The organism is Kribbella caucasensis (assembly GCF_004361855.1).
Taxonomy (GTDB): Bacteria; Actinomycetota; Actinomycetes; order Propionibacteriales; family Kribbellaceae; genus Kribbella; species Kribbella caucasensis.
On record NZ_SNWQ01000035.1, the window covers coordinates 1 to 25,115 of the forward strand.

The 25,115-nt window shown below is 67.5% G+C and carries 23 protein-coding genes and 2 tRNA genes; 20 read left to right on the plus strand and 5 right to left on the minus strand.

Going from position 1 to position 25,115, the window contains the following annotated elements:
- Positions 1–103: 103 nt before the first annotated feature.
- The 8 genes from EV643_RS40110 to EV643_RS47110 all read left to right on the plus strand — a co-directional run bounded on the left by EV643_RS40110 (position 104) and on the right by EV643_RS47110 (position 8,112).
- The gene (locus EV643_RS40110) at positions 104–430 is read left to right on the plus strand and encodes a hypothetical protein (RefSeq protein ID WP_133805476.1); all 327 of its coding nucleotides are present in this window, start codon (positions 104–106) and stop codon (positions 428–430) included.
- A gap of 262 nt (positions 431–692) precedes the next feature.
- Positions 693–827 (plus strand): hypothetical protein, encoded by a 135-nt coding sequence (locus EV643_RS46600; protein WP_255513086.1) that lies wholly within the window; start codon positions 693–695, stop codon positions 825–827.
- Between the two features lie 12 nt (positions 828–839).
- Complete coding sequence (locus EV643_RS44495) at positions 840–1,007, plus strand: hypothetical protein (RefSeq protein WP_166665754.1); 168 nt, start codon at positions 840–842, stop codon at positions 1,005–1,007.
- 607 nt (positions 1,008–1,614) lie between these two features.
- Positions 1,615–3,888: a type IV secretory system conjugative DNA transfer family protein gene (locus EV643_RS40115; protein WP_133805477.1), complete on the plus strand. Its 2,274-nt coding sequence runs from the start codon at positions 1,615–1,617 to the stop codon at positions 3,886–3,888.
- Positions 3,889–4,024: 136 nt separating this feature from the next.
- Entirely contained in the window at positions 4,025–4,810 is a 786-nt protein-coding gene (locus EV643_RS40120; RefSeq protein ID WP_133805478.1) for a replication-relaxation family protein, read from the plus strand.
- A gap of 80 nt (positions 4,811–4,890) precedes the next feature.
- Entirely contained in the window at positions 4,891–5,817 is a 927-nt protein-coding gene (locus tag EV643_RS40125) for a DNA-methyltransferase (protein ID WP_202869978.1), read from the plus strand.
- Between the two features lie 86 nt (positions 5,818–5,903).
- Positions 5,904–6,227 carry a toxin-antitoxin system HicB family antitoxin gene (locus EV643_RS40130; RefSeq protein WP_166665755.1) on the plus strand — a complete coding sequence of 108 codons (324 nt, stop codon included), beginning with the start codon at positions 5,904–5,906 and terminating at the stop codon, positions 6,225–6,227.
- A 205-nt stretch (positions 6,228–6,432) separates the two neighbouring features.
- On the plus strand, positions 6,433–8,112 hold the full coding sequence (locus EV643_RS47110; RefSeq protein WP_370452432.1) for a recombinase family protein: 1,680 nt from the start codon (positions 6,433–6,435) through the stop codon (positions 8,110–8,112).
- Here the strand turns inward: EV643_RS47110 and EV643_RS40145 are convergent.
- Positions 8,075–8,150, minus strand: a tRNA-Arg gene (locus tag EV643_RS40145). The two genes, EV643_RS47110 and EV643_RS40145, sit on opposite strands and share 38 nt — an antisense overlap.
- 198 nt (positions 8,151–8,348) lie before the next feature.
- Between EV643_RS40145 and EV643_RS40150 the strand changes: the two genes are divergently transcribed.
- From EV643_RS40150 to EV643_RS40170, 4 genes are all read left to right on the plus strand, one after another.
- Positions 8,349–8,903, plus strand: coding sequence for a hypothetical protein (locus EV643_RS40150; RefSeq protein ID WP_133805481.1), 555 nt, complete (start codon positions 8,349–8,351; stop codon positions 8,901–8,903).
- Positions 8,904–9,404: 501 nt separating this feature from the next.
- Positions 9,405–9,986, plus strand: coding sequence for a hypothetical protein (locus EV643_RS40155; RefSeq protein WP_238166139.1), 582 nt, complete (start codon positions 9,405–9,407; stop codon positions 9,984–9,986).
- Entirely contained in the window at positions 9,983–11,503 is a 1,521-nt protein-coding gene (locus EV643_RS40160) for a hypothetical protein (protein WP_133805483.1), read from the plus strand. The genes EV643_RS40155 and EV643_RS40160 overlap by 4 nt, the downstream gene beginning before the upstream one ends.
- A 1,009-nt stretch (positions 11,504–12,512) precedes the next feature.
- Complete coding sequence (locus EV643_RS40170; protein ID WP_202869979.1) at positions 12,513–14,393, plus strand: phosphoenolpyruvate carboxykinase (GTP); 1,881 nt, start codon at positions 12,513–12,515, stop codon at positions 14,391–14,393.
- Positions 14,394–14,464: 71 nt separating this feature from the next.
- Here the strand turns inward: EV643_RS40170 and EV643_RS40175 are convergent, their stop codons facing one another.
- Both EV643_RS40175 and EV643_RS40180 read right to left on the minus strand, forming a co-directional pair.
- A complete protein-coding gene (locus tag EV643_RS40175; protein ID WP_202869980.1) occupies positions 14,465–15,118 on the minus strand; it encodes a phosphoribosyltransferase in 654 nt (217 codons plus the stop codon).
- Positions 15,119–15,185: 67 nt separating this feature from the next.
- Entirely contained in the window at positions 15,186–15,407 is a 222-nt protein-coding gene (locus EV643_RS40180; protein WP_133805486.1) for a hypothetical protein, read from the minus strand.
- Positions 15,408–15,554: 147 nt separating this feature from the next.
- Between EV643_RS40180 and EV643_RS40185 the strand changes: the two genes are divergently transcribed.
- Positions 15,555–16,448, plus strand: coding sequence for an LLM class flavin-dependent oxidoreductase (locus tag EV643_RS40185; RefSeq protein WP_133805487.1), 894 nt, complete (start codon positions 15,555–15,557; stop codon positions 16,446–16,448).
- A 45-nt stretch (positions 16,449–16,493) separates the two neighbouring features.
- Here EV643_RS40185 and EV643_RS40190 read toward each other — a convergent pair.
- A tRNA-Ser gene (locus tag EV643_RS40190) sits at positions 16,494–16,583 on the minus strand.
- A gap of 290 nt (positions 16,584–16,873) precedes the next feature.
- Here EV643_RS40190 and EV643_RS40195 point away from each other — a divergent pair.
- Genes EV643_RS40195 through EV643_RS40210 form a run of 4 tightly spaced genes read left to right on the plus strand, consistent with a single transcriptional unit; the run spans position 16,874 to position 20,681 of the window.
- Positions 16,874–18,442 (plus strand): LCP family glycopolymer transferase, encoded by a 1,569-nt coding sequence (locus EV643_RS40195; protein WP_133805488.1) that lies wholly within the window; start codon positions 16,874–16,876, stop codon positions 18,440–18,442.
- A 41-nt stretch (positions 18,443–18,483) separates the two neighbouring features.
- Complete coding sequence (locus EV643_RS40200; RefSeq protein WP_133805489.1) at positions 18,484–18,942, plus strand: hypothetical protein; 459 nt, start codon at positions 18,484–18,486, stop codon at positions 18,940–18,942.
- Between the two features lie 39 nt (positions 18,943–18,981).
- Positions 18,982–19,941 (plus strand): acetylxylan esterase, encoded by a 960-nt coding sequence (locus tag EV643_RS40205; RefSeq protein ID WP_133805490.1) that lies wholly within the window; start codon positions 18,982–18,984, stop codon positions 19,939–19,941.
- A gap of 11 nt (positions 19,942–19,952) precedes the next feature.
- Positions 19,953–20,681, plus strand: a complete 729-nt coding sequence (locus EV643_RS40210) for an MBL fold metallo-hydrolase (protein WP_502255089.1) — start codon at positions 19,953–19,955, stop codon at positions 20,679–20,681.
- Positions 20,682–20,736: 55 nt separating this feature from the next.
- On the opposite strand, the gene EV643_RS40215 is transcribed toward EV643_RS40210, so the two are convergent.
- Positions 20,737–21,603: an HIRAN domain-containing protein gene (locus tag EV643_RS40215; RefSeq protein WP_133805491.1), complete on the minus strand. Its 867-nt coding sequence runs from the start codon at positions 21,601–21,603 to the stop codon at positions 20,737–20,739.
- 233 nt (positions 21,604–21,836) lie between these two features.
- On the opposite strand from EV643_RS40215, the gene ilvA reads away from it, so the two are divergent.
- The 3 genes from ilvA to EV643_RS40230 all read left to right on the plus strand — a co-directional run bounded on the left by ilvA (position 21,837) and on the right by EV643_RS40230 (position 25,060).
- Positions 21,837–23,162 carry a threonine ammonia-lyase IlvA gene (ilvA, locus tag EV643_RS40220; protein ID WP_370452430.1) on the plus strand — a complete coding sequence of 442 codons (1,326 nt, stop codon included), beginning with the start codon at positions 21,837–21,839 and terminating at the stop codon, positions 23,160–23,162.
- Positions 23,163–23,293: 131 nt separating this feature from the next.
- Complete coding sequence (locus EV643_RS40225; protein ID WP_133805493.1) at positions 23,294–23,605, plus strand: hypothetical protein; 312 nt, start codon at positions 23,294–23,296, stop codon at positions 23,603–23,605.
- A gap of 9 nt (positions 23,606–23,614) precedes the next feature.
- The gene (locus EV643_RS40230; RefSeq protein ID WP_238166140.1) at positions 23,615–25,060 is read left to right on the plus strand and encodes a sensor histidine kinase; all 1,446 of its coding nucleotides are present in this window, start codon (positions 23,615–23,617) and stop codon (positions 25,058–25,060) included.
- Positions 25,061–25,115 lie beyond the last annotated feature (55 nt).

Below are 25,115 nucleotides of genomic sequence, written 5' to 3' on the forward strand. Positions count from 1 at the left end.
ACAAAGATCGACACGCACGCCGGCGCTCAGCCAACGTCTGAAACGTCAGCGACGGACACCAACCCCCACGTCGTCATCGCAAACGACGGTCAACAGCTGACCTATGAGTGAGCTAGTAAGCCGCTACGAAACCGGCGTCAGGATCAGCCGGGGAGCCAGTAGAGAGCTGGCACGCATTCGAGAGCAAGCTGCTCTTCAGCGGGCTGAGATCGAAGCCGTGGAGAATCGCGAGGCGTACCGCGTAGACCGGCGTATCCAGAACGGCTACGCACTGGGACGGCGGACAGCGGTCGAGGCGACTATCCTCAACCGCCACGTTTCTGAAGTCTCCGCAGGTGAACCAAGTCTGGAGACGAACCTCAGGGCCGTCGAAGACACCCTGGCCATCGGTACTCAAGGGCTCATCTACCACTACATGACACGGCCATGAACTGCGCTGTGTGCGGTAGAGAGATGTCTTGGCAAGTCCAGGGCGGGCTCACCTCCGGTAGTGCCGGAGTCGTTGAACTGGCTCGCAATGACCCAACGCTTGAGTGGCTTTGCTGGTACGGGCCGTGCGTCAGACGCCGGCTCAAGGCCGAGAGGCGAGCGCGCAAGGATGCTCGCCGGATTGCCGAGCAAGAGGCCAACTTTGCTGAGTACACCGAGGCCTTGATCAAGCTGGCCTCAGAACGGGCGCGGAGGGAGGCGAGATGAAGCATCTCAAGAGCATCAAGGGAACGCTGATTACCGTACTGCTGATCTGCCTGTGCCTGAAGGTGATCGCGTGGGTGCTTCTACCGATCCGGGACGAAGCAGAACGTCGACGGCGCGACACCTCCGGCTGACGGCCAAGAGCGATGTTCGCGAAGCTGCTGCACCGAGTGATGGCCGCGATCGTCCTCCTTTTGATCACGGCGACCGGAGCCCGGCTGGCCGCCGAGCTTATGGAGCCGCTTCTGGCGCCGCTGCTGGTGCTGGGCGTGTTGGGCTCTATCGCGGCCTTGCTGTTTAGAAGACCTCGGTGAGACCGAGGACTGACTACGAAGGAGACACGATGAATTGGGACGACGAACACGCAAGCAGATGGTTGGCCGGATGGAGACCGCGGATCGGGTGGCCCGAGAACGGGAACTGCGACGGCTACGCCGTGAGCTGAAGCTGGTGCGCAAGCCTCAGCGGAGCTTGGTTGCCGAGGAGCGCCCGGAAACCGCTCGAGACGAGGGTTGGGCTTGCGGTGGCGCTACTGATGAATAGAGGTGAATGCCCGAGCGCCTGTTGTTTTGACAGGCGCTTCGGCGTCTCGTTCGGTCTTTGTTCGGGAGATTGCCTCAATATTTTGACTGACGAGATCCGTATAACTAGAGCAAGACATCGCGACATTTTGCCTGTAATAAGGCTAAAACATCGGAACTGGTTGCTGGCAAGTTTTGAGCAGCAGGCGTTGGGATTGTGCGTATCACGTTGGGAAGGGGGTTCACGTATGGGACGAAGGATCAGGGTCACAGCAATCAAGAAGGAGGAGCCTGAGGTGCGCCTATACGTGCTCGCTCTCATAGCGCTAGCTCGCCAACTCCAGGAGGAAGAGGAGCGAACGGGCAAGGCGGCCTCTGAGCCCACGCGGGAGCCGGCCGAATGATGGGCTTGGAGCTCCTGGTGGCTCTCTGCGCCTGCGGCGTCGCGCCGATCCTTGGCGTGCCGACGGTGCGGCGACGCAACCAGCGCCGCTGGCAGGACGAGCTGGTGGCATATGAGCTGCGATTCCCCCGCGGACTCGACCCGGCGGCGGTGTCAGCCTTCTTGAGTGGGCTGTCCGGCCTGGTGGCGCACCGGCTGATGCGGCCGTTCGTGGTGCGGGCGGTGATGTTTGAAGTCAGCGCAACCGCAGCCGGTATCCGGCATTACCTCCTGGTGCCGAAGTCGCTGTCGCAGGTGGCGTTGTCGGCGCTGCGGGCTGCCATGCCGAGCGTGGGTGCACACCCAGACTCGGACTACCGAGGCAACACACCAGTGCTGGCGGCCGAACTCGGGCTGTCCCACCACGGCCGCAGTCTGGCGACGGATCAGGCGGTTAACGTCAGTACCGCCCTGTTGGCGAGCCTGTTGCCGCTCAAGGCGGGCGAGGAGCTGAGGGTGCAATGGTCGCTGTCGCCGCTCGGTCCGGTGGCGCTGACTCCGCGAGTGACCCAGCCGCCCATAGCTGTTGCAGTCTGGGATCTGCTCAACGGCCGATCCGAGCTGCGATCGGCCGATCCTGAGGTCGTAAAGGCTGCTCGTACGAAGGAGCGCGCACCGCTATTCGCTGCCACCATCCGAGTCGGCGTCACAGCCGGCCCCGCCCGCAGCCGGTCACTACTGCTGCGAACCTTGGCGGCCTTCCATACGGCCAACGCTCCGGGTGCTCATCTTCAACGGCTGGAGCGGTCGAGCCGTCGGGTCGGGCAGGCCTTGCGCGATTACCGGCTGCCGCTGCTGAGTTGGCCGTGCACGCTCAATAGCCTAGAGCTGGCAGGGCTGCTGGCCTTTCCGGCCGGCGCAGTCGTACTGCCGGGCTTGCGACTGGGTGGGGCTCGTCAGTTGGCTCCGGCTGCTGACGTTCCCGCGGCGGGCCGGGTGGTGGCACAGGCGACCTTCCCGGGCGCCGAGCGGCCGGTGGCGCTGTCGGTGACTGAGTCGATGAAGCATTTGCATGTCATCGGGCCGACCGGTTCCGGCAAGTCATCGCTGCTGTGCGGCCTCGTCGCGCAGGACATGGCGGCCGGGCACGGCGTGCTGGTGATCGAGCCGTCTGGCGACCTGATCTCAGAAGTGCTCGACCGGGTGCCGGTCCATCGCATCAAAGACGTGGTCATTCTCGACCCAGCCGACGAGACGCGGCCGGTGGGCTTCAACGTCCTGGCCGGGGCAGAGACGGCACCCGAGCTGGTGGTGGATCAGGTGGTGGGGATCTTCCACGATCTGTACCGAACCAGCTGGGGGCCGCGTACGGATGACATCTTGCGGTCGGCGCTGCTGACACTGGTGAGCGAGCCCGGCGCGACATTGGTGGACCTGCCGCTGCTGCTGACCGATCCAGGGTTTCGCCGCCGCCTGGTCGGACGAGTGAATGACCCGGTGGCGCTTGGTCCGTTCTGGGCCTGGTATGAGGCGCTGAGTGATGCCGAGCGGGCCCAGGCCATCGGGCCAGTGATGAACAAGCTCCGAGCCTTCCTCTTGCGTCGCCGCCTGCGCAACGTGCTAGGGCAGGCTGAGCCTGCGTTCGATCTAGAGCAAGCGCTCGCTGATCGCCGGATCGTGCTGGTGCCCCTCACCAAAGGCGTGCTCGGGGAAGAGGCAGCGGCCTTGATTGGGGCGCTGGTGGTAGCCCGCTCCTGGCAAGCGGTGCTGAGGCGAAGCGCCGTCGCGCCTGCCGACCGGCCGGTGACATTCGCCTACGTCGACGAGTTCCAGAACTATCTGCGCCTGCCGACCAGCATCGCCGACGTGCTCGCCGAGGCCCGCAAGCTGAAGTTTGGGCTGACCTTGGCGCACCAGCACCTGGGGCAGCTACCGACCGAGATGCAGAAGGCTGTGCTGGCGAACGCTCGCTCCCGAGTGATCTTCCAGGTGTCGGCGGCGGACGCCAAGGTGCTCGCATCCGAGCTCAAGCCGCACCTAGCCGCCGAAGATCTGCAAGGGCTGGGTGCGTACGAGGTGGCGGTGTCTTTGTCGGCGGGAGCGCGGATCGCGCCGCCTCTGACGGGCCAGACTTTGCTGCCGCCTGCTCCCACGGGTAACGCCTCAGCCGCCCGTCAGCACTCCCGACAGACCTACGGCCGGGACCTGGCCGACGTCGAGGCCGCGATTCGGGAGCGTCACGAAGGCCGGTTGCCCGGCGGTGGAACCGGTCGGCGGGAGGTGCGCTCATGACTATCCAAAACCACATCCTCCCCCTTCCGATCGCTCTTCCAGTCGCGTTGAGCTGGCGGTCGCCTTCGCGCAGGTCAGACCGCACGCCGGGGTCAAATCTCGCGCTGAAAAACTGGCCAACTCAGGGGGTGACATCATGAGCCGCCTCTACGTCACCACCAAACGACTCGAAGCCCTGAAGCACGGCTTGGTTGGTCGTGACTGGATGGTCCTGGCCACCCTCGACCGGGTGCGGCTCGCGACCACCGGCCAGCTCGAGCGGCTGTGTTTCAACGACGTCAGCCCTCGCCGGGTCCGCCAATGCCTCGCGTCCCTGGCCGAGCGGGGCGTCATCACGCGGTTGGCCCGGCCGGTGGGCGGCGCGCGGGCCGGATCGGCCGGACACGTCTATACCCTCGACGTTGCGGGATCGCGGCTGCTGCACCCGGACCGGACACCCCGGCGGCCCGACGACCCCGGCCGCCGCCTGCAAGCTCACAGCCTGGCGGTCACCGAGCTGTACGTGCGGCTGGTCGAGGCCGACCGTACGCCGGAACTGGACTTGCGCGACTTCACCGCCGAGCCAGTCTGCTGGCGGCCGTTCGCCGGAGCCTACGGCCGGTCCATCCTGAAGCCCGATGCAACCGTCGTCACCCGGCAGGGTCGCTTTGAGGATCGCTGGTTCATCGAGGTCGACCGGGCCACCGAGGGCCTAGCCGTGATCGCGAGCAAGTGCGAGCAGTACCGCCGCTACTGGCAGACCGGCACCGAGCAAGCCCGGTTCGACATCTTCCCCCGCGTGCTGTGGGTGGTTCCGGACGAGCACCGCAAGGAAGCGATTGTTGGTGTGCTCGGCCGTCAACCAACGGTGAGCTGGCCGCTGTTCGTGGTGGCGTTGTTTGACGATGCGGTGCCGCGCATCGCCCAGGGGGCTCATGTATGAAGGCGGCACCCCGAAACACCATTCTCATCGGGGACGCCGTCGAGCGCCTAGCAGAGCTGCCAAGCTCAAGCGTCGATTGTGTGGTCACTTCACCGCCCTACTTCGGACTGCGCGACTACCACGTCAGCGGGCAACTCGGCGCGGAGCCAACCGTCAGTGACTGGGTACGTAACCTGCAAGCCGTCTTCCACGAGGTGGCGCGGGTGCTGGTGCCGACTGGCTCGGTGTTCCTGAATCTGGGCGACAGTTTCAGCCGGCATCCGAAGTACGGCGCACCTGCCAAGAGCCTGCTGCTGGCCCCGGAACGCCTGCTACTGGCGCTCGCAGATGACGGCTGGATCGTGCGCAACAAGCTGGTCTGGGCCAAGACCAACCCGCAGCCCAGCTCCGTCCACGACCGCCTGACGCTGACCTACGAGCCGATCTACTTCCTGGTGCGGCAACGGTCGTATTTCTTCGACCTCGATGCCATCCGCGAACCTCACCGCACGTCACCGGCTGCCCGACCGCGCAAAACCAGCAACAGGCAGCCTGACTGGGCCGGGCCGTTGGCGACCAGCCGTCGCGGACTCGACACCGGAGCCGCCGGGCACCCGCTCGGCAAGAACCCCGGCGACGTTTGGCCGATCGCGACCCGCGGCTTCAAGGGCGCACACTTCGCGACCTTTCCGCCCGACCTCGTACGCCGTCCCGTCCTGGCGGGCTGCCCGCAGGTGGTCTGCACCAAGTGCGGCCAAGGACAGCGGCAGCGCCAAGGCACCCTGCGGTGTCACTGCAAAGCGCCGGCGCGGAGTGGCCTGGTGCTCGACCCGTTCTTCGGCACGGGCACCGTCGGGCTGGTAGCAGCCGAGCAGGGCCGCGACTGGCTGGGAATCGAGCTGAACCCGGACTACGCCCGGATAGCCGAGCAGCGGCTCGGGCTGGTGCCACGGATCGAGGCGATAACTACCAATCACCTGCCGCCGGAGCCCGTGACCGCGAGCCCGGCGGAGGAGCTGGCGTCATGAGGCCGTGCCTCGTCGGTGCCGTGCGGCTGCTTGCCACATCTCACTTAGAGATGGGCAGTCGCACCAACACCGAGGAGGTAACCCCCATGGTCGAACCGACCAACGAGGCCTCAGGCGTCAAGACGCTTGGGGTCCGCGTCCCTGGCGAGCTGCACCCGCAGTTCGTCCTGGTCGCCAAACTCGACGGACTCTCGCTCAACGACGCCTGCGTGCGCGGCATCGAGCTGTACGTCGAGTCCCGGCAGTCCGAGCCCGACTTCAAGGCCCGGGTCGCCGCCGTGCTCGAGGAGATCGAGCAGGAGGCCAACAGCCGCCGCAGCGCCATCCAGGCCCTGCTCGGGCCAGCTGCCCCGGCCACGGCCGACAAACCCGCCGCCGCCCGGCGGCGTGGCAAGGGGACCACGCAATAGACCGCGCGTGACCCCTGATGGGGTGGAGGGGCGGCCCCTGGCCGTCTCTCCACCCCACCCCAACCCATGCAGAAAATCGGCCAGAACGGGGCGTCGGTCGAATAAGGGTGGCCTTATTGGAACGGCGCGGAAATGAGAATAGAATTGCAATTAAGAAATGAGGCGAAAACAGCTGTTTGGAGCCAAATCTAGAAAGGAGGGTTTGATGAATTTGCCAGCATTGAGTACGGAGGCAGTAGCCGAGCTTCCGAGTTCACCGGCGGGGCGAAGGAAGAAGCGCGCAGTCATCTATCTGCGGGTCTCAACCGCCAAGCAGGCCGCCAAGGACACTGACCCGGACGGCTACTCGATCCCAGCCCAGGAGGATGTCTGTCGTCGCAAGGCCGAAGCGCTCGACGCTGAGGTCGTGGCCGTATTCATCGACAAGGGCGAGAGCGCCAAGACTGCTGACCGGCGCGATTTTCAGCGCATGCTGACCTTCGTTAAAGCGGATGGTGACATCGACTACGTCATCCTCGATAAAGTCGACCGTTTCGCCCGCAATCGGCGCGACGACGCCAACATGATGTTTGAGCTGCAGATGGCCGGAGCGCAGCTCGTCTCAGTCAAGGAAAACATCGACGAGACACCTTCAGGCCAGCTGCTGCACGCCATCATGGCCGGGATCGCGGAGTTCTACAGCCGCAACCTCGCCACCGAGGCGCTCAAGGGCATGACTCAGAAGGCGAAGGTCGGCGGCACCCCCGGCCGGGCTCCGATTGGCTACTGCAACACCCGCCGGAAGATCGACGGCCGCGAGATCCGCACTGTGGAGGTGGACCCCGAGCGCGCACCGCTCGTGCAGTGGGCGTTCGAGGCCTACGCCACCGGTCGATGGACGATCCGCACTCTGACCGCCGAACTCGGAGCCAAAGGCCTGCGCGCCCTGTCCAACGGCAAGAAGGTGCCAGATCAGCTCCAGCCCTCGCGCGTCGCTCGTCTCTTGTCCAACCGCTACTACCTCGGCGTCGTCAGCTTCCGCGGCGTCGAGTACCAAGGCCGCCACCAGCCCTTGATCCCGCAATCCCTGTTTGACCGAGTCCAGGACGTGCTCGCCATGAACCAAGCTGGGGAGAAGCAACGCACCCACCGGCACTACCTGAAGTCCAGCGTCTTCTGCTTCCGCTGCGGTAGCCGGTTTTGCATCACCAACGCCAAGGGCCAGTACCTGTACTTCTTCTGTGTCGGCCGTCAACAGAAGCGCACCGACTGCGACATGCCCTACCTCCCCGTAGCCGAGGTCGAGAAGGCCGTCGAGGAGTACTACAAGACCCTTCGACTGCCCGCCGAACTTCAGTACCAGGTCCGTGCCGGATTGCAGGCCGAATTGGACCAGCAACAGGCCCAAGCCGAGCCTGAGATCCGCTACGCGAGGCGACGGGTGGGCGAGCTGGAGCAGGAACGCCGCCGGCTGGCTAGGGGCGTCGTGACTGGCGCAATCCCGGAAGACCTGGCCCGCGAGGAGCAAGAACGCATCTCGCACGAGCTGACTCAGGCTCAGCGCCTACTCGACACCGCCCAAGTCGTCTACGCCAAGATCGAGGACACGCTCAACCAGGCGCTGCAGCTGCTCGGGCGCTGCGACGAGCTCTACCGCCTCGGCGGACCCGAGACCCGGCGACTCGCCAACCGGTTCTTCTTCGAGAAGCTGCTCATAGACGTCGTAGAGGACGAGGTGACCGTCGCCCGGGCCGTGCTGCGCGAGCCGATCGCCACGCTGCTCGCTGAGGACTTCCAGGCTCGCATGGCGGCCAACGCAACGAACCTCGGCCGTCTTTCTGATGACCGAGGTTCGAAAATGAGTTCATTGGTGCGCTCGGAGGGATTCGAACCCCCAACCTTCTGATCCGTAGTCAGATGCTCTATCCGTTGAGCTACGAGCGCCGGACAACGACGAGTAACGATACACGCGGGAAGGCTTGGGGTGGTAATCGGCCGCGGCTGTGGGTTTGACGGTGAGGGTACGGCGAGTCTTCGGGTGCGGGTGAGCGGGGTGGGCAGCGGTGGGTAGTGGGCGACGCGCCGGGGAGTGGGGAGTGCGTGGGAGGGGTGGAGGCGGGGGTTGGGCACTAGGTTTCGGGCATGGACATCGGTGACTTGCTGGGTGGGCGGGACATGGGGGATGTGAAGAAGGCGGTCGGGTTCGTAGTCGAGAACTCGGACGACTTCGAGAAGGTGCTGAAGTTGGTGCGGGGGTTGCCGGATGACGCGATCGAGTTCATCGGGAAACTCCCCGACCTGCTGAAGACGATCGGGGGCGGGCTGGCCGAGGCCGGGGAGCAAGCGGCCAAGGCGGCGACCGCGCTGGTGGGGGATGACGGCGAAGGCGGGGCACGGCGGGCGTTGACCGGGAGCGCCACCACGATGCACGCGGCCAAGGACAAGTTGAAAGACGCGGCGGGGATGTTGTCGGGCCTCGCGGGCGAGCTGGACAAGATCCCGGGCATCGGCGACGCCGCGGCGAAGCGGTTGAACGACGGCAGCGGGCAGATCGGCGGCGTCGCGACCGAGATCGAGAGCCTGGCGGGGAATCTGCAGGACCTCTCGGGCATCCTGTCCTCGGTCGGCGAGGCACTGTCCGGCCTCGGCACCAAACTCACCGAGTCCGGCGGCTCGGTGAAGACACCCCTGGGCTGAGCACCACCTGCCAAGCCTTGTCGGTACTGCGGGCCGGCGCGCGATCGGATGACGCCGGCCGCCGCCGTACTGCGCCTGCCGGGGTGCGACGGCGACCCCGACCCCGGCCGAACTGCACCTGCGCGCGGCGCGGCAGCGACAGCGTCCCGGCAGCACTGCGGTTGACCGGTGGCGCTGGCCCATCAGGCGTGGGTGTCCGCAGTCCCGGTCGATGGTCGCGACGGGGCCGATGACCGGCTAGTGCGGTTGGGGTGCTTCGGGATTGGGTGGATCTGCACCACTCAGTAAGCAGCGGTTGTCGGGGGGCCGGGGGCTGCGTTGAGCGCGGGTGGTTGGGGGTTCCGTGAGGTTGGTGAGTGGTGGGGGTACGGCGTGAAGAACGCAGGGATTTGGTGTGGAAGCGGGGGAACCGGGGCTGGGTGAAGCTCGTCTAAGGGCTTGTGCCTTCCGCGGGAATGCTGAGTTGTAAGGGAGAACCTCTGCGTGGCTAGGGTCGCGGGTGTGGCTGGTCGGGTGGTTCGCGGGACGGTGATCGCCTGTGGTGTTGCGGCGGTCGCGGGGGTCGGGATCGGGTATGTGACCGGGGAACCGGTGCATCCGGACGACATCGCATCCGCACGGCGACTGCCGGCCGACTTCTGCCAGCGGCTGGGTGACGTCACGAGTTTGTTGCCGAAGGCTACGGTCGCGCCGAAAATGACGCAGACCGGTAGCGCCGAGGTACATTGCCGGGCCGCGGTCGAGGAGACATCGCAGACGCGTTTCACGGCGGCCTCGTTGGACGTCTGGATCACGCCGTACGGCGGGAAGATGGGCGGCGCGAACCAGCCTCCGTTGCAGCCGGCAACTGTCGCGCGGGACGCATTCGAGCAGGCCAAGGGCAAGGCGCTGCCGAACCGGCCGTATCCGACCAAGCTCGACCGGATCGGGCAGACCGGCGGGCAGGACTGGTCCGTATCCCTGGTCGTACTGCGCGCCGACATCGTCGTGCGGGTGGAGTACAAGGCGTACCCGCTCACCGGCGACAAGGCCGAGCAGGCCGCACTGGTGATGGCGGATCGCGCGATCTGGGAGTCGAAGTGAACAGCACACCGGAGATCAGCGGGTACCAGCTCGATCAACGCCTTCTGCAGCACCCGCTCGCCGAGATCTGGCGGGGCCGGTCGTTCACCGGGATGGAGGTGGTCGTCCTGGTTCTCAGCGAGACGGGCGCGACCGACCCGGCGATCCGCGAGCGACTCGACCGGGCCAGCCGCACCGCCGCACTCGAGCCCGGCCGGCAGGAGACCCCGCTCTGGGCGGCGAATCTCACCGCGAGCCGGCCGTACGCGATCACCCAGCTGGTCCCCGGACAGTCCGGCGCTGAGCGGTTGCTCGATCCGCTCGACGGGCTGCTCGGCAACGACACCGATTCGCTGAACGCTGTCCGGACCCAGCTCTCCCAGTACGGCGCCGCCCCCATCAGCCCGTACGCCGGTACGGCGGGCGCAGGCGGCGGGCGGGGTACCGGCGAGCAGTTGGGCGGTGTCCAGCAGGCCGCGGGTGGACAGTTCGCGGACGACGGGCACCGTGCTGGTGGCGGGCAGGCCGCGGCCGGTGGGCAGCAAGCCGGTGGAGGGCAGTTCGCCGGTGGTAGGCAGCAAGCTGGTGGCGGACAGCTCGCGGGTGGGGCGGCGCAGGCGGGGATGGGCGAGTCGGTCGGTGTGAGGTCGGCGGATGGAATCGGTAGGGGGTCGGCGATCGGCGGCACCGACGCGAGGGGCGAAGGTCCCCGGGCCGGCGCTGGCGCGAGGGGCGAAGGTCCCGAGGGCGGCGGCGCGGACGCGGGAGGCGACGGTCTTCAGCACGCGGCTGAGGCGGGCAGTGGAGGTGTGCGGGCTGCTGCCGAGGTGGAGGGGAAGCCGCGGGGGTGGGTTTATCTGGTTGCGGTAGTTGTGGTGTTGCTTGTGTTCACCGTGACGTTCTCGGTGGGGACCGCTGTCGGCGGCGTGGTGAAGGGGAAGGACGCGCAGGCGAATCAGGGGCCGCCGCCGGCGCCGGTGAGTCCGGCCGCGTTGCCGACGCCGATTCTGCTGCCGGGCATCGTGAAGCCGTCGGGTGAGACCTATGTTCCGCCGACCGTGTTCACTGGGCTGTTCGGTGCGACCTATGAGCGGGGTGCCGACATTCAGGTGGTCGACGGCATCGGGTTGCCATTCTCGTTCGGGTTCCCGGCGCCGCCGGTGCTGGAGGAGCGGACCGCGGTCGAGTCGTCGACGACTATCTACCGGCGGGTGCTGAGCTCCCCCAGAGCGCAGGACGCGCGGCTGGACGTGCGGATCGCGCTGCACCCGTGCGGCGATCTCGCTGCCTGCCTGACCGAACGGGCCGGGTTCGACAAGGAGTGGACCACGACGTACAAGGCTCCCGCGCCGACGACGGCCAAGGACGCCCAGACGTGGTACACGGAGCAGACGAATTCGCCGTACGCGCTGGTGATGTCGCACGCGTTCACATCCGGTGGGCGCTGGTGGTTGATCGGCGTCGCCGCGACCGGTACGGCGGGCGAGGAGCAGGCCGTCCAGCAAATAGTCAACGACATCTGGCGCCAGACCCAGTAACTCCCGCGGGGCCGCGGGCCGTACGACACCACCTCGGGCACCCACCAGGCGTCGTCGAGGGCGAAACGTGACAGGCCCGTGCCCAAGGTCGCCCGTACCGCGTCGCCCGTACCACGTCGCCCGTACCGCGTCGCCCGTACCACGTCGCCCGTACCGCGTCGCCCGTACCGCGTCGCCCGTACCGCGTTGCCCATGCCGCGTCGCCCGTACCGCGTTGCCCGTACCGCGCCGGCCGGGACAGGCGGGCCGACAGATGGTCTGGGGAGGGTCTTTGGCGGTGACCGGGGAGAGTGCTTGGCCTCGGGAGGGCAGGAACTCGCCCCGAACGAGGATCACCCCGAGATCCGGCGTCATGTCGTCACGGCGAGGGGGACGACGAGCCAGGTCGGTTAGCTGAGCGGCGAACCGGGCGACCGGGCGCCTGGGGTGGGTCCGGGGTCTGGGGTGGATCCGGGGTCTGGAGTGGGCGGGGCGCCTGGGGTGGGTCCGGGGTCTGGGGTGGGTTGGGGGTCGGGGTGGCCGGGGTCTGGGGTGGGCCGGGGCCTGGGGTGGGCCGGGATCGACGGTGGGCCGGGGCCTGGGGTGGCCGGCGTCTGGGGTGGGTTGGGGGTCGGGGTGGCCGGGTCTGGGGTGGCCGGGTCTGGGGTGGCCGGGTCTGGGGTGGGTCGGGGTGGTGGGGGTCCGGCGGATTGGTGGGTGGGGGTGGGTGGGGCCGGAGGTTGGGTGGTGAACACGGTGTGTGGCGGGGTTTTTCGTTGGAAAGCGATTGTCGGCCGAAATCTGTGACAGGCCTCACGCATTAGCGGTTCTCATCACCCCATCCGGTCGCGTACGGTTAGTACCACTTGCACACTGGTATACGTCCACTGGACGCACTGGTCTGCGATGTACAACACCGCCAACCAGCCAGATCGAACCGTCGGAGACCCCGGCGGCCGGTGTCGTACCCCCTCAACGTCGAGGGGGCACCGGTGCCGGGTGAGATCGCGAAAGAGGGAATGAGCCGCCGATGACGACCACCGCCAGCCCTGCCCCAGAAGATGCCCAACACCGGGATGCCCTCAGTGTCGAGAGCTCCACAGCCACCCCCGACCTGACCGGCGCCCCGACTGAGCACGCAGGCTTGCTGGCCTGGGTCGCCGAGGTCGCCACCCTGACCCAGCCCGACCGGATCCACTGGATGGACGGTTCGGACGAGGAGTACGCGAAGCTCACCGACGAGCTGATTGCGGCCGGCACCCTGGTCCGGCTCAACGACGAGTTGAAGCCGAACTCGTTCTGGGCCCGGACCGATCCGTCCGACGTCGCCCGGGTCGAGCAGCGCACCTTCATCTGTTCGGTCGACGAAGCCGACGCGGGTCCGACCAACAACTGGATGGACCCGGCCGAGATGAAGGCCCTGATGACCGGGCTGTACCGGGGTTCGATGCGCGGCCGGACGATGTACGTCGTCCCGTTCTGCATGGGGCCGCTGACCGCCGAGAAGCCGATGTTCGGGGTCGAGATCACCGACTCGGCGTACGTGGTCGCGTCGATGCGGATCATGGCCCGCACCGGTTCCGAAGTACTGGCGAAGATGGGCAAGGACGCGCCGTACGTGCCGTGTCTGCACTCCGTCGGCGCACCGCTGGAGCCGGGGCAGCAGGATGTGCCGTGGCCGTGCAACGACGAGAAGTACATCGTCCAGTTCCCCGAGGAGCGGACGATCTGGTCGTACGGGTCCGGGTACGGCGGCAACTCGCTGCTCGGCAAGAAGTGCTACTCGTTGCGGATCGCGTCGGCGATGGCGCGGGACGAGGGCTGGCTGGCCGAGCACATGCTGATCCTGAAGCTGATCTCGCCGGAGAAGAAGGTCCACTACATCGCGGCCGCGTTCCCGAGCGCCTGCGGCAAGACCAACCTGGCGATGCTCGACCCGACCCTGGAGGGCTGGGAGGTCGAGACGCTCGGCGACGACATCGCCTGGATGCGGTTCGGCGAGGACGGCCGGCTGTACGCCGTGAACCCGGAGTTCGGGTTGTTCGGTGTCGCCCCCGGCACCGGGTGGAAGACGAACCCGAACGCGATGCGCACGATCGAGAAGGGCAACTCGCTCTTCACCAACGTCGCGCTGACCGATGACGGCGACGTCTGGTGGGAGGGGTACTCCCCGACCCCGCCGGACCACCTGACCGACTGGAAGGGCCGGGAGTGGACGCCGGGTTCCGGAGAGCTCTCGAGCCACCCGAACAGCCGGTTCTGCACCCCGATCAAGCAGTGCCCGATCATCGCCGACGAGTACGAGGACCCGAACGGCGTACCGATCTCGGCCATCCTGTTCGGCGGCCGCCGGGCGACGACGGTGCCGCTGGTGACCGAGGCGCGGGACTGGGATCACGGGGTCTTCATGGGCGCGACGCTGTCGTCCGAGACCACCGCGGCCGCGGTCGGCCAGGTCGGCGTGGTTCGGCGCGACCCGATGGCGATGCTGCCGTTCATGGGGTACAACGCCGGCGACTACCTGAACCACTGGCTCACGGTCGGCAAGGACAACGACGCCACCAAGCTGCCGAAGATCTTCTACGTGAACTGGTTCCGCAAGGACGAGGCCGGGAAGTTCGTCTGGCCCGGGTTCTCCGAGAACGGCCGGGTGCTCAAGTGGGTCATCGAGCGGCTCGAGGGTACGGCGGCCGCGGTGGAGACGCCGATCGGCCGGGTCCCGACCGTCGACGCGCTGGACGTCACCGGGCTCGACCTGAGCACCGAGGCACTGCAGGTCGCGCTGAACGTGGACGCCGCCGAGTGGAAGGCCGAGATCCCGCTGATCGAGGAGTGGTTCGCCAAGCTCGGTGACAAGGTCCCGACCACGCTCAAGCTCGAACTCGACCACCTGAAGGAACGCCTGGGCTGAGATATCAGTCACCAGCCGGGCCGGCCTGTACGACGTACGGGCCGGCCCGGCTTCTTGTTGTAGGACGTGTACTACGGACGCGAGGCATGCGTCGAGAGGATGTGCTCGAGCTCCTTGTCGCTGACCGGGGTGAAGTCGCGGTACGCCTGACCGACGGCGTAGAAGTGGTTGGGCATCCAGGCGCAGACCAGATCGTCGACCTCGCGACTCAGGCTCCGGCAAGTTGAAGGACCACCGACCGGGACCGCGACGACCAACTGGGCCGGCTCCTCCCGGCGTACGGCTTGGATGGCCGCCCGCATCGTCGAACCAGTCGCCAGTCCGTCGTCGACCAGGATGACAACGCGACCGCGGATCGGCGGCGCCGCCCGACCCCCGCGGTACAGGGCCTCCCGGCGGCGTAGTTCGGCCGTCTCAAGCTCCAGGACCTCCTCGAAGGCCCACTCGTCCGCGTGGATCAGGACGGACTCGTTGCGGATGACCTGTACTTCGGCGCCGGTGCCCGCGATCGCGCCCATCGCCAACTCGGGCTGATCGGGCAACCCCAGCTTGCGGACGACCAGGACATCCAGGGTCGCGTCGAGGGCGTCCGCGATCGGCGCCGCCACCGGTACGCCGCCCCGGGCCAGGCCGAGTACGAGCACATCCCCGGGTTCGACGCGTTCGCTCAACAGTTCCGCAAGCGCCCGACCCGCATCGTCGCGATCCTCATATGGTCTACGCACTCGTCTCACCCGCCTGACGGTCGGCTGGACCACCACCGCGCTCACCAGACGCGGTCCTACAACCGTTCTACAGCGAGATCCGGTCGGCGGGGAGACGCAAAGTGCACTCGCGCCCGGTGTCGTCGGCGTATTGGATGAGCGCGACCCAGCCGTCCGCGCAGTGCAGCCGGCCGATCAACCATGCGGGTCGAAGGCGATCGCCGACCAGCGCGAGGACGTGAGCGGGTAGTTCCGTGTGCAGGAGTGGACGGGGATCGAAGCCAGGCGGTCGGACCAGGGAGTCCGTCATCGCCACCACACCCTTTCGTGAGGACACGTGCCGACAACCCGCTCCTCACCAGGGTGTGATTCTCCTCGTGCTGTACGTCACACCCTCGGGCATACTCACCGTACCCAGTTCCTCACCGATCACGCCGCACAGATCTATGTTGGTTGGATGAAGGTCGGCGTAATGCTTCCGGTCGGGGACACCGACGGTGTAGACGGACAGACTCCTCGATGGGCGGACATCCGCGGGTTCGCGGAAACAGCGGAGAACTCGGGGCTGGACTCGGTGTGGCTTGCCGACCACTTCTTGTACAAGGCACCCGACGGGCAGACGTACGGGATGCACGAGGCGTGGACGCTGCTCAGCGCGGTCGCCGCGGTGACGAACCGGGTCGAACTCGGCGCGATGGTGCTCTGCGGGTCGTTCCGGGATCCGGGGCTGGTCGCGAAGATGGCGGCGACGCTCGACCTGGTGTCGGACGGTCGCGTGGTGCTCGGGGTCGGCGCGGGCTGGCACGACCCGGAGTACGAGGCCTTCGGGCTGCCGACGGACCACCGGGTCGGGCGGTTCGCGGAGTGGCTGGAGATCGTGGCGCGGCTGGTGCGCGGCGAGACGGTCAGCCTGGACGGGAAGTACCACGTGGTCCGCGAGGCTGTGCTCGCGCCGGCGCCGGAGCGGCGGATCCCGATCCTCATCGCAGCCAGGCGGCCCCGGATGCTGGACCTGACCGCGCAGTGGGCCGACGCCTGGAACACCGCCTGGTTCGGGCCTGTGGACAATCGGGTGCGAGGCCGGCTGGGTGACTTTGACAACGCTCTGGCGCGGGTCGGGCGGCCTGGGAACGAAGTTGCGAAGACAGTCGGGATCACCGTCCGGGACGTCGATCAGCCCGCGCCTGTGGAGCCGAGCCGGAACGCGATCGACGGTTCCGTCGAAGAGCTCGCCAAGGTGATGAAGGACTACGAGGCGCTCGGCGTCGAGCACCTGATCGCCGGCCTGGAGCCGATGACGTCCCGCTCGGTGGAACGACTGGCCAAGGCCAAACAGCTCGCCGCCGGCTGACGTGCAAAGAGCCGCCAGCGGGTGCCGACGGCTCTTACGGAACTGCGGAGGCGGCGGGATTTGAACCCGCGAGAGGGGTTTGCCCTCAACCCGCTTAGCAGGCGGGCGCCATCGACCGGACTAGGCGACGCCTCCTCCGACGGCCCCGTACGGGACACGACGACGGCCAAGACTATCCGGACAGGCGGCCTCGCAGCAAAGCGGGCCCCGGAGCAGGCACAGAGAGGGTCGGGATCACTTGGGTATGTCGTCCCCTGGCTGTGTAATCTGGCGTGAATCGACGGGGGTCGAAGCGCAGGTCAACCGAGGAGGCCGTTGCGGCGTCTGAAGTACTGGAACGCTGAACCCCTCGGGGCCGTCAGCACGTAGTGGGACCGCACCGCCGCGGTCCGCGCCGCCACGTCGTCGATCAGGGAACGGAGCCCATGTCGCGGAGTACTCGCGCAGCTGGACGCAGGTCTGCCCCCCGAGGCAGCCGGTCCCGTCACAAGGCGCACCGGACCCGGACCACCTCGAAGGCGATCGGCCTCACCCTGATCAGCGCGCTGATCCCAGGCTCGGGTTTCGTCATGGGTGGCCGGACCAAGCTCGGCGCGTTCGTGATGACGCTCAGCGTCGGCCTGCTCGCGCTCGGCGCGTACATCGGCCTGACCAAGCGGGACGCGGTGCTCGAGCTGGCGGTCGATCCGCGGCAGCTGCTGATCGCGACCGGGGCGGTGGTGTTCCTCGGTCTGCTCTGGATCTGGGTGGTCGTGCAGTCCCACAAGCTGATCCGGCCGGTCAGCATGACCGCGGTCGGCCGGTTGGCCGGGTCCGCCTTCGTCGGGCTGCTGTGCTTCGGCATCGCCGTCCCGACCACTGTCGCCGCGCAGACGGTGATGGCGCAGCGGGACCTGGTCGGCAGCGTGTTCGCCTCCGAGGGCAAGTCGAAGTCCGCCACCCGGCCGAAGATCGAGGACAAGAAATCCCCGTGGGCGAACACCCCGCGGCTGAACATCCTGCTGCTCGGCGCGGACGACGGCGCGGGCCGCGAGGGCACCCGGACCGACACCGTGATGGTCGCGAGCATCGACACCAAGAACGGTGACACCAAGCTCATCTCGCTGAGCCGCAACTGGATGCGGATGCCGTTCCCGGAAGACTCGCCGCTGCACGAGTTCTACCCGGAGGGGTTCTGGGACCCGAGCCTGGGCAACGTCGAGCAGCCCGACTACTACCTGGACGCGATGTACCGCAACATCCCGGCCGCGCACCCCGGCGTACTCGGGGCGTCGGACAACGAGGGCGCGGACGTGCTCAAAGTCTCGGTCGGCGCGGCGCTCGGGCTGGACATCGACTACTACATGCAGGTCAACCTCAAGGGGTTCGAGCAGATCGTCGACGCGCTCGGCGGGATCACCGTGAACATCAACTACAAGGTCCCGATCGGCGGCGACTACCGCGGTCCCGGCTCGGGCGACGACGTACTGCCGAAGGACTACCTGCTGCCGGGTGCGAACCAGAAGCTGAACGGACACGACGCGCTCTGGTTCGCCCGCGGCCGGTACGGCCTGAGCGACGGGTCCCGGCAGGAGCGGCAGCGGTGCGCGATCCACGCGATCGTGAACAGCGCGAACCCGGCGAACCTGGTGACGAAGTACCAGCAGATCGCGGCGGCGAGCAAGAAGCTGCTGCAGACCGACATCCCGCAGGAGATCCTGCCGGCCTTCATCGACCTCGGCCTGAAGGTGAAGAGCGCCAAGGTCTCGAACGTGGACCTGGACAAGGACAAGAACTTCCCGAGCGGGAAGAACCCGAACTACGAGGCGATGCGCGAGCTGGTCCAGAAGGCAATCGAGCCGAAGGCCGGCACCGAGCCGACCACGACGACGCCGTCCACCACTCCGACGAAGAAGCCGACCACCGGCAAGACCACGACGGCCACCCCCAAGCCCTCCCCCGGCGGCACCGAAGACCTCAGCGACGCCTGCGCCTACCACCCCGCCAACCCCTGACCGCCGGGATTCCCCGGGTGCGGGTCTGAGATCCTGGGGCGATGCGTACGACGTACCGGATGCGGGCGGGGCGGTTCCTCGGGGTGCCGGCCGTTGGGTTGATCCTGCTCGGGGTGGCTCTGATCGCGTGGGCGATCGGGTTGCCGACGGCTGTGGTGGCGGTGTGCCTCGTGCTCGGCGGGCTGGTCGGATTGGCCGGGTTGTGGATCCTGGCCCGGCCGCCCGTACTGGTCCGGCTGACCGATGACCAGATCGACGTACGCGGCCTGAAAACGGACTGGACCGGCATCACCGAGGTCGGCCGGGTGGAGACCACGCACGGCGAGGCCGTCGTCCTCCGGACCAAGCAGAAGGACGGGTCGATCCTGATTCCGCTGCAATGGATGGCGCCGGGCAAGGGCGAAGAACTGGAGACCGAGCTGCGCGAGCGGCTGAACAAGGCGCACGGGTACACGATCTGGGACGGCACTGCCGGGGATGACACCGATCCCGCAGAATGATGCCGTTCGGTCCTGTCCGTTGGTGTTTGGAGACGAAGCGTGTTGTCGTTCGAGCTGTCTGCCGAGGAACTGAGCACGTACCAGGGCACGAACCCCCGACCGGCGGATTTCGACGAGTTCTGGGAGAAGGGCCTGACCGAGCTGGCCGGGATCGACGCCGGCGCCGACTTCGCCGAGGCGACCGACTTCCCGGTGCCGTTCGGGCGCACCGAACACCTCTACTTCAACGGCACCGGCGGCTATCGCGCGCACGCCAAAGTGATCCGGCCGAACAACCCCACCGGCCCGGCCGTGCTGATCTTCCACGGGTACGGCGGTGAGCAGCCGAAGTGGATCGACCTGCTCCCGTACGCCGCCCGCGGGTACACCGTGGCCGCCCTGGATGTCCGGGAACAGGTGGGATACCGGACTGACTCGCAGCAGCCGAACAGCTTCAGCCTGCAGCACCACCTGGTACACGGGCTCGACGGCGGCCCGGAGAACCTGCTCTACCGGCACGTGTTCCTCGACACCCGCCGACTGGCCGACATCATCCGTGGTCTGCCCGACGTCGACCCGGCCCGAGTGGCGACGACCGGGTGGAGCCAGGGCGGCGGACTGAGCCTGGTGGCAGCCGCGCTTACCGCGGAGATCAAGTACACGGCCAGTGTGTTCCCGTTCCTGGTCGACTACCAGCGCGCCTGGGAGCTCAACCTGGAGACGGCCCCGTACGACGAGATCACCACCTGGTTCAAGAAGCGCGACCCGCGGCACCTGCGCCAGGCGGAGGTGTTCAGCACGCTCGGCTATATCGACGTGCAGCACCTGGCCCGGCGGATCCAGGCCGAGGTCACGCTGTTCGTCGGGCTCGAGGATCAGACCTGCCCGCCGTCGACGCAGTACGCGGCGTACAACAAGCTCACCTCTGCCAAGGACATCCGCACCTACCCGGATTTCGGCCACGACGACCTGCCCGGCGCCATGGACGACATCTACCAACTGATCGGTGCGAAGCTCTGACCAGCCTCACGATCCTTGGCACGGCAGCCCCGTACCCGCTGCCCGACCGCCCCTGCTCGGGTTATCTCCTGCAGGCCGGCGGCGCACAGGTCTGGGTCGACGCCGGACCAGGATCTCTCGCGGAGCTGCTGCGGCACACGACGCTCGACCGGATCGACGCGATCTGGGTGTCCCACCTGCACCTGGACCACGTCGGCGATCTGCTGAACGCGTACTACGCACTCGCGTGGGGGCAGCTCGAGGTCGAACGGCCGCTCCCTGTCTATGCCCCAGCGGCCTTGAGCACCCGGCTGGCCGGATTCTTCGAGCAGCCTGACGCCGGCTTCGTCAGCGACGTGCTGGACCTACGACCACTGCGTGACGGGCTGGTGGTCGAGCTGGAGGGCCTGGAGCTCACCAGTAGGGCCGTGGAGCACGGCACGGAGGCGTACGGGCTGCTGGCCCGAGCGGAAGGGCGCAGCCTGGCGTACTCCGGGGACTGCGCGCCCTGTACTGCGCTGGACGAGCTCGCGGCGGGTGTGGATCTCCTGATCTGCGAGGCCGACTCGGGCGAGGCGAGCCAGGTGCACCACACACCGGAGGACGCGGGCGCCCTCGCACGGCGTACCGGGGCGAAGCGGCTCGTGGTGACCCACGTCGGGCCGTCGTTGAGCCCATCAGCGGCTACTGCCCGGGCCGCCGAGGTGTTCGGCGGCCCGGTCGTGTGTGCGGAGGTCGGAGAAGTTCTGAGCCCCTGGTAGTCCCGCGGTACTCGCCTCCACCTGAAGCCGGTGAGTACTGCGCGGCCGCCGTTGGTCAGTTGGCTTCCTTCCCGGCCCAGTAGTGCCACGCGGGTGACGCCACTGGTGACCGGGTCAGACCGTCCGGCCAAGTCGCCGGCAGGTCATGACTCCGGGCCGCGTAGAGGATCACCTCCGAGGCGAACCGGTCGCCGCGGACGGCGACGCGAGCAGCCGTCTCCGCCCGCATGTCGGCGAGGTAGTGGATGGCGGGCAGGAACTCCGCGCTGAGCCGCGGACTGAGCCGGCCCACCGGTTCGTCGTCCAGCCGGACCTCCACCACGATCGGATGTCGGTCGTGGAACCCGTCGTCCTCCTCGACCGCGTGCATGGTCCCGTACGCCCAGCACTCGCCTTCCGGCCGGAAGAACGGCGCCAGCACGTCCGAATGGACCTCGCCACCCGGGACGACGATCCCGCTGCCGGGCGGCAGCAGGTGATAGCTGCCAGGGGGCGGCAGGTTCACCGGGACCAGCATGTGCGGCTGTCCCAGCGCTACTGCCACGCTGGCGTGGAACTCGGTGCCCTGGTCGCCCTTGCCGTCCCAGTCCGCCGGTTCCCATTCACTGACCCACAAGTGGCACGGCACCTGCGGTTGCAGGTCCTGTGCCACCAGTTCTGACAGCACCGCGTGGTACCGGTGCGCATCGTCCCTCGGCAGGTAGCCGACCACCTTGCCCTGCACCCGAACAGCGATCGAGCGAGGATCGAAGCGGTTGTGCGGTTCCGGGACGAGATCCGCGTTGGTGTCCAGATCTGCGCCACGCGCCGGGATGGGGTCCGGGAACAGGCTTCGGATCGCCTGCTCGTGCGCGACCTCACGCACAACTTCCTGACCACACCACAACGCGTCGCCCCACAGACTGAACGGAATCAGTTCCATACGTTGCCCCTCCAGTCCCCGTTGACCGGTTTACTCGGCTCATCCCGTCCAGGAGCCTGGCCGTTACACCGAGTGAGCGTATGAGAACTAGACTGCCCAGCCGAAGGCCGTTTCACGCATGGATCAGCGACCCCGTTGCGGAACGGTGTCCGCTCGTCCGCACTCTGGACGCGATTTGTCTTGTGTAGCGAGCGATTCGGCGAAGATCGTGCATATGCACGGGAAGGAACACCATGCAGGGCAGTGATTCAGCGCTTGATCCAAGCGCTTCATCGACAGCTTCATCGACGGTTTCATCGACAGCTTCGGCAGCTTCGGCAGTCGATGCGATGGACATCGAGGAGGCGGTCAAGCGCCTCGACGACGTCGCGGTGCGTACTCCGCTGCAGCGCAACCCGCGACTCTCCGAACGCACCGGCGCCGAGGTCTGGCTGAAACGCGAAGACCTGCAGATCGGCCGCTCCTACAAGCTCCGCGGCGCCTACAACCTGATCGCCCAGCTCGACGAGCCGGCCAAGAAGGCGGGCGTCATCTGCGCGTCGGCGGGCAACCACGGCCAGGGTCTCGCTTACTCGTGCCACACCCTCGACGTCCACGGCCGCGTCTTCGTCCCGCGCACCACGCCCCGGCAGAAGAAGGACCGGATCAAGGCGCTCGGCGGCAGCCAGATCGAGGTGATCGTTACCGGCGACACGTACGACGATGCCGCCGCGGCCGCATCCGCCGAAGCGGCGTCGACTGGAGCGACCATGGTGCCCGCGTTCGACGATCCCAGAACCGTAGCGGGACAAGGGACTCTGGCCGTCGAGCTGGTGGACCAGCTGGGCGGACCACCCGACGTACTGGTCGTTCCCGTTGGTGGTGGCGGGCTGATCGCCGGAGTCGCGACCTGGATGGCGGAACGGCATCCCGGCGTACGGATCGTAGGGGTGGAGCCGGCCGGTGCGGCGAGTATGACGGCTGCTTTGCAGGCCGGGGAGCCTGTGACGCTGGAACAGTTGGACAGTTTTGTCGACGGAGCTGCTGTTCGGCGGGTGGGCGATGTGCCGTTGCCGTTGGTGGCCGCCGCTGGGGTCGAGATGGTGACGGTCCCCGAAGGCCTGGTCTGTTCGGAGATGCTGGCGCTCTACCAGACCGATGGATTGATCGCTGAGCCCGCAGGTGCGTTGGCGGCCGCTGCCTTGGGCAACGGTGTGGACGTGAAGCCCGGGGAGACAGTCGTTTGCTTGCTGTCTGGTGGCAACAACGATGTCAGCCGGTATGGCGAGATCCTCGAGCGGTCGTTGATCCACGAGGGGTTGAAGCACTACTTCCTGGTGACCTTCCCGCAGGAGCCGGGCGCGTTGCGGCAGTTCCTCGACGATGTGCTCGGGCCGGATGACGACATCACCCTGTTCGAGTACGTGAAGCGGAACAACCGGGAGACCGGGGTCGCGTTGGTCGGGATCGAGATCGGCCGTCCGGCGGATCTGGCCGTGCTGCTGGAGCGGATGGACGCGGCGCCGCTGAAGATCGAGCGGATCGAGCCGGGTTCGTCGGAGTTCCGCTACCTGGTCTGAGCCGGTGTGTCTTCGGGGCTGGCGGCTTCGGGACTGGCGGCTTCGGGGCCGGCGGCTTCTGGGCCGGTTTGATGAGAAATCTGTAATGTTCGGCTCATGCGGTTCTTCAGGAGGGATCGCAGAGTTTGAGTATGCGATCTCCGCGCCTGATCTACCTGGCCGTTGCCGCGGTGCTGGCAGTGGCTGGTTTCGCGCTGACCAACTACCTCGCGGACCGGTCATCACCCGGGCTCGGCGAGACGGTGGTGATCCCGGCCGGCTCCAGTACGACGCTCTCACCGACGCCCACTCCCACGCCCAGGCCGAGGCCGGGGCTCCCACCGTCAACGGTGGGCGCCGATCCGGTCACCCCGGCCCCGCCGAAGACCGCGGGCGATGACGACGACCAGGACGACGACGGGATCGACGACCCCTTGGACGACGACGCAGGTGGCGATGGCTGACATCGGTAGGTGGTCCGCCTGAGTCGGCCGGTGGTCAGTGCGCGGGTCCGGATCATCGGGTGGATGCTCGGGGTGCTCGCGCTGGCTGTGGTCACGGTGGTTTTCCTGACCTGGCAGGTGCTGTCGGCACGGTCCGACGCGGCCGCGGACACCGAACTCACGCACGAGGCGAACAAGTTCCGCGCGTTCGCCGGATCGTCGTCAGCTGCCGCCTTCGACCGGCCCGAGGCCTTGCTGGATCTGTGGCTGCAGAACAACCTGCCGGACAACTCCGAGGCGTTCTTCACCATCGTCGACGGCCAGCCGTACCACCGCAGCCAGAATTCACCGCCCGCCCGCCTCGATACCGACGCGGCGTTCGTACGACGGCTCGCGGGCGCCACCGACCCGCAGTACGGGTGGGTCGACAGCACGGCGGGGAAGGTCCGGTACGGCGTGATCCCGGTGCGGATCGGGACGCAACCGGTGCGGGCGCAACTGGTCGTGCTGGAGTTCCGCGACGTGCTCGCCCAGCCGCTGGTGGCCGCGACCCGGGCGCTGGCGATCATCGGCGCGATCACCCTCGCGATGGCGGCCGGGGCGTGCTGGCTCGTCACCGGTCGGGTGCTGGCGCCGATCCGGCAGCTGCGCACGACCGCGGACCAGATCAGCGAGTCCGACCTGCGCCGCCGGATCGATGTCGTGGGCAACGATGACGTGGCACAGCTCGCCCGGACGTTCAACACGATGCTGGACCGGCTCGAGGTCGCGTTCGTGGCGCAGCGGGAGTTCGTCGACAATGCGGGTCACGAACTGCGGACGCCGATCACGGTGATCCGGGGGCACCTGGAGCTGATGGGTGACGATCCGCGCGATCGGGCGGAGACCACGGCGCTGGTGATCGACGAGCTGGCGCGGATGAATCGGATCGTCGACGACCTGCTGGTGCTGGCGAAGAGCGAGCGGCCGGACTTCCTCGAACCTGAGGAGGTCAACCTGACCGAGCTGGTGATGGAGGTGGTCGCGAAGGCGCGGCCGCTGGCGGACCGGACCTGGCGGATCGACGAGACCGCCGACGCGACGATCATCGCCGACGGGCAACGGCTTACGCAGGCGCTGATGCAATTGGTCTCCAACGCTGTCCGGCACACTGTCACGGGTGATCGGATCGCGCTCGGCTCGCGGGTCGATCACGTGGGTCGGGTGCTGCTGTGGGTCGCGGATACCGGGCCTGGCGTGTCGGACGAGGATCGGGAGCGGATCTTCGAGCGGTTTGCCCGGGGCAACGATCAGGTCCGGACCGAAGGTGCGGGACTTGGGCTGGCGATCGTCCGGTCGATCGCCCGCGCGCACGGCGGCGACGTACGGCTGGCCTCCGGTGGTCGTGGTGCGCGGTTCGAGCTGGAGCTCCCTCATCGGCCGGCCACGGATGATGACCTAGCCGACGAACTCATTGCCGAGGAGGTGGACCGGTGAACCGGAACCCGACCGGTGCCCTGGTTGCCGATGTGGTGAACCGGAACCCGACCGG